The organism is Actinoplanes sp. NPDC048791 (genome assembly GCF_040650095.1).
In the GTDB taxonomy this organism is placed as follows: domain Bacteria; phylum Actinomycetota; class Actinomycetes; order Mycobacteriales; family Micromonosporaceae; genus Actinoplanes.
Window position 1 is genome coordinate 1 of sequence record NZ_JBEZGQ010000414.1, and the last position, 6,947, is coordinate 6,947.

The 6,947-nt window shown below is 73.4% G+C and carries 7 protein-coding genes; 2 read left to right on the forward strand and 5 right to left on the reverse strand.

Features of this window, described 5'->3' with window-relative positions:
• Positions 1 to 114 precede the first annotated feature (114 nt).
• From AB0C29_RS26330 to AB0C29_RS26350, 5 genes are all read right to left on the reverse strand, one after another.
• The gene (locus tag AB0C29_RS26330) at positions 115 to 447 is read right to left on the reverse strand and encodes a small basic family protein (RefSeq protein ID WP_360552264.1); all 333 of its coding nucleotides are present in this window, start codon (positions 445 to 447) and stop codon (positions 115 to 117) included.
• The gene (locus tag AB0C29_RS26335; protein WP_360825197.1) at positions 447 to 1,334 is read right to left on the reverse strand and encodes a DUF881 domain-containing protein; all 888 of its coding nucleotides are present in this window, start codon (positions 1,332 to 1,334) and stop codon (positions 447 to 449) included. Before AB0C29_RS26335 ends, AB0C29_RS26330 begins: the two co-directional genes overlap by 1 nt.
• Positions 1,331 to 1,990, reverse strand: coding sequence for a CDP-alcohol phosphatidyltransferase family protein (locus AB0C29_RS26340; protein ID WP_360825200.1), 660 nt, complete (start codon positions 1,988 to 1,990; stop codon positions 1,331 to 1,333). The genes AB0C29_RS26335 and AB0C29_RS26340 overlap by 4 nt, the downstream gene beginning before the upstream one ends.
• A 238-nt stretch (positions 1,991 to 2,228) precedes the next feature.
• Complete coding sequence (locus AB0C29_RS26345; protein WP_360825203.1) at positions 2,229 to 4,190, reverse strand: hypothetical protein; 1,962 nt, start codon at positions 4,188 to 4,190, stop codon at positions 2,229 to 2,231.
• A gap of 32 nt (positions 4,191 to 4,222) precedes the next feature.
• The gene (locus tag AB0C29_RS26350; protein WP_360825206.1) at positions 4,223 to 5,647 is read right to left on the reverse strand and encodes a sigma 54-interacting transcriptional regulator; all 1,425 of its coding nucleotides are present in this window, start codon (positions 5,645 to 5,647) and stop codon (positions 4,223 to 4,225) included.
• 112 nt (positions 5,648 to 5,759) lie between these two features.
• On the opposite strand from AB0C29_RS26350, the gene AB0C29_RS26355 reads away from it, so the two are divergent.
• Together AB0C29_RS26355 and AB0C29_RS26360 are read left to right on the forward strand one after the other, a co-directional pair.
• Positions 5,760 to 6,590 (forward strand): PhzF family phenazine biosynthesis isomerase, encoded by an 831-nt coding sequence (locus AB0C29_RS26355; protein WP_360825211.1) that lies wholly within the window; start codon positions 5,760 to 5,762, stop codon positions 6,588 to 6,590.
• Positions 6,591 to 6,613: 23 nt separating this feature from the next.
• Positions 6,614 to 6,947: ATP-binding cassette domain-containing protein (locus AB0C29_RS26360; RefSeq protein ID WP_360825208.1), on the forward strand; the 334-nt coding region annotated here is incomplete at its 3' end.

Genomic DNA, 6,947 nt, shown 5'->3' on the forward strand with positions numbered 1-6,947 from the left:
GGTCGGGCGGCTGGGCCGCGGACTCCGGCCGCTCGCCGGACACCGGCCCGGTCGCGGGCCGGTCGGGCCGCTCATCACGCGCGGCAGGCTGCTGGTCGTCGGTCATCGCCGCCCCTACGCCCGGAACAGGTGCCGGCGGATCGCGGCCACGTTGCCGAAGATCCGGACGCCGAGCACCACCACGACGCCGATCGAGAGCTGGCCGCCTACGCCCAGCTGGTCGCCCAGGTAGACGATGATGCCCGCGACCAGCACGTTCGAGATGAAGGAGACCACGAACTGCTTGTCGTCGAAGATCCCGTCGAGTTTCGCGCGCACACCGCCGAACACCGCGTCCAGCGCGGCCACGACCGCGATCGGCAGGTACGGCTGCAGCGCGATCGGCACCGTCGGATGGAACACGATGCCGAGCACGACGCCGGCGATCAGGGCGAGTACGGCGATCATCAGCCGCCTTTCGACTCTTTGCTGGACGGGGTCGGGACACTGGACGGCGGCACGGACGGCGAGGCCTGCCGCAGGTTCGGCTCGGTGGCCGCGTCCAGGGTGACGTCGCTGAGCTCGGCCACGTCGTACGAGATGCCGAACTTGGTGTTGAGCGCGCGGAAGAAGCGCCCCGCCGGGCCGTCGCGGAACTTGCCGGCCAGCTTGTCCGGTCCGATCGCGATCACCTGGTACGGCGTGGTCACCGGCCGGAAGTCGACCAGGATCGCCTCGCCCGCCTGCCGGATCGTGGAGGTGGCGGTGAGCCGCTGGCCGTTGACCGCGACGGCTTCCGCGCCGGCGGCCCACAGCGCGTTCGTCGCCACCTGCAGGTCGGTGTCGCGGACCCGGGCCTCGCTCTTGCGTTCGCCGGTCAGCGGGTCGACCGGCATCGGGCCGTCGCCGACGGTGACCCGGGCGCCGGGGCCGCGTACGGGGGCCAGCCCGGTCTCGGCCTCGAGGTCACGCAGCCGGGCCACGGCCGCACCGCCGAGCTGTTTCTCGCGCAGCCCGGCGACCTCGGCGCGGAGCCGGTCGGCGCGGGCCTGCAGTTCGGCGGTCTCGGTGCGGCGGCTCTGCACCTGGTCGACGAGGGTGTCGCGGGCCTGGCTGCGGGCCGGTTCGGCGGCGGTCGTCTCCTGGTAGGCCACGACCAGCAGGAAGCCGAGCCCCACCAGAGTCAATGCGCTGATCGCGCTGACGATCCGTTTCGGGGCGCCGGTGCGGCCCTCCCCGCGGGCCTTGCGGGCGGCCGCGTCGGCGTAGCCGGGGTCGAGGGGGTTCTGGAACAGCTCGGTCAGGAAGTCCGGGGCGAACCGGCGCTGGCCGTCGCCGCCGTCGGGCGAGGTCATCCGGCGACTGCTCCGCTCCGGGCCTGGTCGGCCCGGTCGGCGCGCAGCAGCGCGCGGGCCTGGGCCAGGTAGAGCACGGCGGCGGCCCAGTACAGGCCGAGGGCCCACCAGGCCAGGCCCCAGCCGATCGGCGCGACGACCGTGTGGATCGACGGTACGGCCTCGGCGAGCAGCAGCAGCGGGAGCGCACCGAGCAGCACGAACGTGCCGGTCTTGCCGACGTAGTGGACCGGCGGCGGCCCGTACCCGTGGCGGCGCAGCACCAGCAGCGCGACGGCCAGCACGGCCTCGCGCAGCAGCAGGGCCGCGGTCAGCCACCAGGGCACGACCTCGCGCACGGTGAAGCCGATCAGGGTGGCCAGGATGTAGAGCCGGTCGGCGAACGGGTCGAGCAGCTCGCCGAGGCGGCTGACCGAGTTCATCCGGCGGGCCACGTAGCCGTCGACCCAGTCGGTGGTGCCGCCCAGGGTCAGCACGATCACCGCGGCGACGTCGTGCTGCGGGCCGAGCAGCAGGTAGAGGAAGAGCGGCACGCCGAGCAGCCGGATGAAGCTGATGACGTTGGGAATCGTCCAGATCCGGTCGGAGGCCGTGATCGTCGGGGTGCGTCCGGGCGCCGGGGAGCCGGGCGTCACCTGCGCAGGCTGCTGCGACATCGCGCCCCCTCTCCCCCTGCCGGCCGCGGGACCCCACCCGCGGACGTCGTGCGCCGCCTCGGTGGGATCGTCCGCTGCCGACCCCCCGGTCGGCACGCCGGACACGCCGGGCCGGTCACTCGCGAGCCACTATAACCAGCCCCGTCGTTGTCCCGGTTCACCCCGGGCCGGACCGTGCGCGGGCCGTTGTGCGGGACACACCCCCTAACCGTCCTAGGAAGGATGGGTCCCGCACCTCTCAGCGTTTGCCGCGGCGGCTGCGCACGTAGTCGTCGACCACGTAGCGGCCCAGCTCCGAGACGTCCGGGCTGAAGACCCGGCCACCGCTGCGCTTGGCCACCGCGTCGACGAAACGGCGCAACCCCGGGTCCTCACCCAGCATGAAGAGGTTCAGCGTGGCGCCGTAGCGGGTGAGCAGGTCCACCTCGCGCACGGTCAGCTGCACCGTCTCCGGCAGGGTCGGCCAGTTGAAGTACGCCTGGCCGTCGTCCTCCAGGTGGGCCGTCGGCTCACCGTCGGTCACCACCAGCACCACCGGCTCGGCGCCCGGGTGCCGGCGCAGGTGCCGGCCGGCCAGTTTCAGCGCGTGCTGGAGGTTGGTGCCCTGCACCATGTCCGGCTCGATCGCCGCCAGCTCGCCCTGCGACAGGCTCATCGCGTACCGGCCGAAGCCGATGATCTGCAGCGAGTCCTGCGGGAACTGCGTTGCCACCAGGTGCGACAGGGCCAGCGCGGTCTGCTTCATCGGGCCCCAGCGGCCGTCGGCGAACATCGAGTACGACAGGTCGACGCACAGGGCGACCACCGCCGACGCCCGGCGCTCGGTCTCGGCGACCTCGAAGTCCTCCGGCTCCAGGCGCACCGGCAGCGTGCCCACGCCCCCGCCGGCGCGGCGGCGGACCGCGTTGCCGATGGTGCGGACCACGTCGAGCGGCTGCTCGTCACCGAACTGCCAGCGCCGCGACGACCCGATCAGGTCACCGGCCGCGCCCGCGTCCCGCAGGTCGTGCGAGCCGCGCTTCTTGCTGGACAGGTCGGAGAAGACCTGCGCCAGCGCGGTGCGGCCGAGCCGGCGGAGCGCCTTGGGCGACAGGGTGAGGCCGTCCTCGTCGCGGGTGACCCAGCCCTGACGGCGCAGCTCACGTTCGAGCTCACGCAGCCGGCGCACGTCGTCGGCGGCGCTGCGGCCGAGCTGGCGCTCCACCGCCTCGACGTCGACGTCGTCCAGAGTCGCCCCGGGATGCTCCTGGCCGAGCTGCTCCAGCAGATCGTCGAGCTCACCCAGCTCGCCCAGCGCCGCGGTGGCGTCGCCGTAGCCCAGGTCCTCGTTGCCGCGCATCCGCTCGCCGCGGTTCCAGTTCAGCTCCGGCCGCAGGGCGCGCAGATTGTCGGTCAGCTCGCCCAGCTGACCGCGCAGCGGCCCGTCGCCGAGCGCCTGGTCCATGAGCTGGGCCAGCTCCTCGCGCTGCTGCGGGCTCAGCGAGCGCATCAGCCGCTCGGCGGCCGCGGCCCGGCGGGCCAGGGAGTCGACCAGCTCGTCGATGGTCTGTGGATTCTCCGGGAAGAACTCGCCGTGCTTGGCCATGAACTGCTGGAACGCGTCGTCGGTGTCCTCGCCGCGGGCGTGCTTGCCGAGCAGGTCGTTGAGATCGCCGACCATCTCGGCGACCCGAGCGTCGGTGGCCGGGTCGCGGCCCTGCAACGCGTCCTTCATGCCGGCGAAGCGCTGCTCGACCACCTCACGCCGCAGACCGTCGAGGATCTGCTGGTACGTCGCCCGGGCCTCGTCACTGGCCCAGTCGTAGTCGGACAGCTCCTGCACAGCCTGGGCCGTGGATCGCGGCAGGTTGTCGAGCACTGCCTCCTGGAAGCGGGCATCGTCGCCCTCCCGCCCGCGCAGCTCGTCGCGTTCGGCGGCGACAGCCTGGTCGAGCAGCTGCTGAGCCCGCGTGACAGCGCCGTCGAGGTTGCCCCGCCGCAACGCCTCGCGCCGCATCCGCCGGGCCCGGGCCTCCAGATCGTCCAGGCCCCGGCCGTCGCGGGGACCCCGGCGCAGCAGATCCCGCAACGCGTCGCGCAGATTGTCACCGCCGAGCACCCGCTCGCCGACCTCGTCCACGGCCGCCCGCACGTCGTACGGCGGCGCGAGCGGGTCGGGCCCGTCCCGCCACACGCCGTACCGGAAACGGTTACCGGCCATGGCCGGGCCCGCTCTCGGGGAAGAGGCTCATGTCAGCTCCCGTACAGGGTGCGGCCGTCGTCGGTCAGCTCCTTGGCCAGCCGGCGGGTGAGGTGCAGCCCTTCCAGGACGAACTCGACCCCGGAGGCCGCCTGCCCGGGGCTGGGCGCGTCACCCAGGCCGAGCCGGTCGAGGACCTTGGCCAGGCCCGGCACGGTGCCGATCTGGCCCAGCAGCTCCTCGGCCGAGACCAGGTCACCGGTCTCGATGATGGCGCCCTCGGCGACCAGGTCGGTGAAGCCGGACAGGTCGAGGCCGGCCAGCCGGGCCCGGAACGTCTCGGCGGTGGCCAGGCGCAGCAGGTGGGCCAGGATCTCGGTCTCGCGTCCCTCCTCGCCGCTCTCGAACTCGACCTTGCCCCGCAGGGTGCTGGTCACCGAGACGGTGTCGCAGATCCGGGCGACGGCCTCACGCTCGTTCTTGAGCCCGGCCCGGCGCAACGCGGACGCGGCGACGGTCTCGGCCGCGGCGATGGCGAAGCGGGCCGAGATGCCCGAGCGGGAGTCGACGGCCGGCGAGTCGCGGACCGCGCGGGTGTAGCGGGCCAGCACGTCGATGAGGTGGTCCGGCACCGAAGCCGCCAGGGCCGCCTCCTGCCGGATCAGGGCCGTCTCCAGCTCGATCTCGAGCGGGTAGTGGGTGCGGATCTCGGCGCCGAAACGGTCCTTGAGCGGGGTGATGATCCGGCCCCGGTTGGTGTAGTCCTCGGGGTTGGCCGAGGCCACCAGCAGCAGGTCCAGCGGCAGGCGCAGCTGGTAGCCGCGGACCTGGATGTCGCGCTCCTCGAGCACGTTGAGCAGCGACACCTGGATGCGCTCGGCCAGGTCGGGCAGCTCGTTGACGGCGAAGATGCCCCGGTTGGTCCGCGGCACCAGGCCGAAGTGAATCGTGTCCGGGTCGCCCAGGGCCCGGCCCTCGGCCACCTTGATCGGGTCGACGTCGCCGATCAGGTCACCGACGCTGGTGTCCGGGGTGGCGAGCTTCTCGCCGTACCGCTCGGAGCGGTGCAGCCAGGAGATCGGCAGCAGGTCGCCGGTCTCGGCGGCCAGCCGCCGGGTGGCCGGAAGGAGCGGCTGGTACGGGTGTTCGCGCAGCTCGGAGCCCGTGATGTAGGGCGTCCACTCGTCGAGCAGGTCGACGAGCCCGCGGATGAGCCGGGTCTTGCCCTGGCCCCGCTCACCGAGCAGCACCATGTCGTGGCCGGCGAGCAGGGCCCGCTCGACCTCGGGCAGCACGGTGTCGTCGTAGCCGACGATGCCGGGGAAGCGTGGCGCGCCGCGGCGCAGCCGGTCCAGCAGGTTGTCGCGCAGCTCCTCTTTGACCGTGCGGAACTCGTGGCCGGAGGCGCGGAGCTCGCCCAGTGTGTGGGGAAGATCGGTCGGAGGTGTGGGGACGAGCTGTGTGGAAGCTTCAGTCACTTCGGAAACGCTACTCCGGACCTGTGACAAGTGACCAAGACCGCGGCCAGGCCCGCCGAATTGGCTCTGGCCGGGCCAGGCCGGGCAGCGGGACGCTGAGAGCATGAGCGACATCGAGATCCTGAGGTACGCCGCGTTCAGCGCCGATCCCGCAGGCGGCAACCCGGCCGGCGTGGTCCTGGCCGCAGGCACGCTGTCCGACGCCGAGATGCTGGCGATCGCGGCGGAGGTCGGCTACTCGGAGACCGCCTTCCTCACCGAGGACCGGGGCGCCGGGGTGTACCGGGTCCGCTACTTCAGCCCGCTGGCCGAGGTGCCGTTCTGCGGGCACGCGACCGTGGGCACGGCGGTCGCGCTGGCCGACCGGCACGGGCCGGGCACCTACGTGTTCGTCACCAACGTCGGCGAGGTGCCGGTGGTCGTCGACGACCAGCGCCGGGCCACCCTGACCAGCGTCGGCGCCCGGGTGGCGGAGCTGGCCCCCGAGGACCTGTCCGCCCTGCTGGCCGCGCTGCGCTGGGACGCGGGCGACCTCGACCCGGCCCTGCCGCCCCGGGTCGCGTACGCCGGCGCGTACCACCCGGTGATCGCGGCCGCGACCCGGCAGCGGCTCGCCGAGCTGGACTACGACGTGCCGGTCCTCAAGGCGTTGATGGAGGCCAGGGGCTGGACCACCGTCCAGCTGGTGTGGCGTGCGGCCGAGGACCGGTTCGACGTGCGGGACCCGTTCCCGGTCGGCGGGGTCTACGAGGACCCGGCCACCGGTGCCGCCGCGGCCGCGTTCGGCGGGTATCTGCGCGACGAGTGGCTGGTGCCCGGCGACGCGATGGTGCAGCTGTCCCAGGGTGACGACCTCGGGCGCCCGGGACGGCTCACCGTGACGCTGACCCCCGGCGAGGACGGCGTACGCGTCAGCGGCACGGCGGTGCCCATCCCCGGCTAGCGCGGCGATAGAGTCGGGCCCCGATGAGCGCCACGATGATCGTCAAGGACCTCGCCGCGGGGCACGGCGACCGCACCCTGTTCAGCTCCCTCGACCTGGTGGTCGCCCCCGGGGACGTGATCGGGCTGGTCGGCGTCAACGGGGCGGGTAAGACCACGCTGCTGCGTACCCTGGCCGGGCTCCTGCCGGTCGAGGCCGGCGCGGTGTCGCTGAGCCCGCCCACCGCGAACGTCGGCTATCTGCCGCAGGAGCGTGAGCGGCGCGCCGGCGAGACCGTGCGGGACTTCCTGGCCCGGCGCACCGGGGTCGGGCCGGCCCAGCTGGCCATGGACGCCGCCGCCGAGGCCCTGGCCGAGG

Excerpts from the sequence above, each read along its gene's own strand:
- AB0C29_RS26330 (WP_360552264.1), bottom strand. The coding sequence starts at position 447 with ATGATCGCCGTACTCGCCCTGATCGCCGGCGTCGTGCTCGGCATCGTG.
- AB0C29_RS26335 (WP_360825197.1), bottom strand. The coding sequence starts at position 1,334 with ATGACCTCGCCCGACGGCGGCGACGGCCAGCGCCGGTTCGCCCCGGAC.
- AB0C29_RS26340 (WP_360825200.1), bottom strand. The coding sequence starts at position 1,990 with ATGTCGCAGCAGCCTGCGCAGGTGACGCCCGGCTCCCCGGCGCCCGGA.
- AB0C29_RS26345 (WP_360825203.1), bottom strand. The coding sequence starts at position 4,190 with ATGGCCGGTAACCGTTTCCGGTACGGCGTGTGGCGGGACGGGCCCGAC.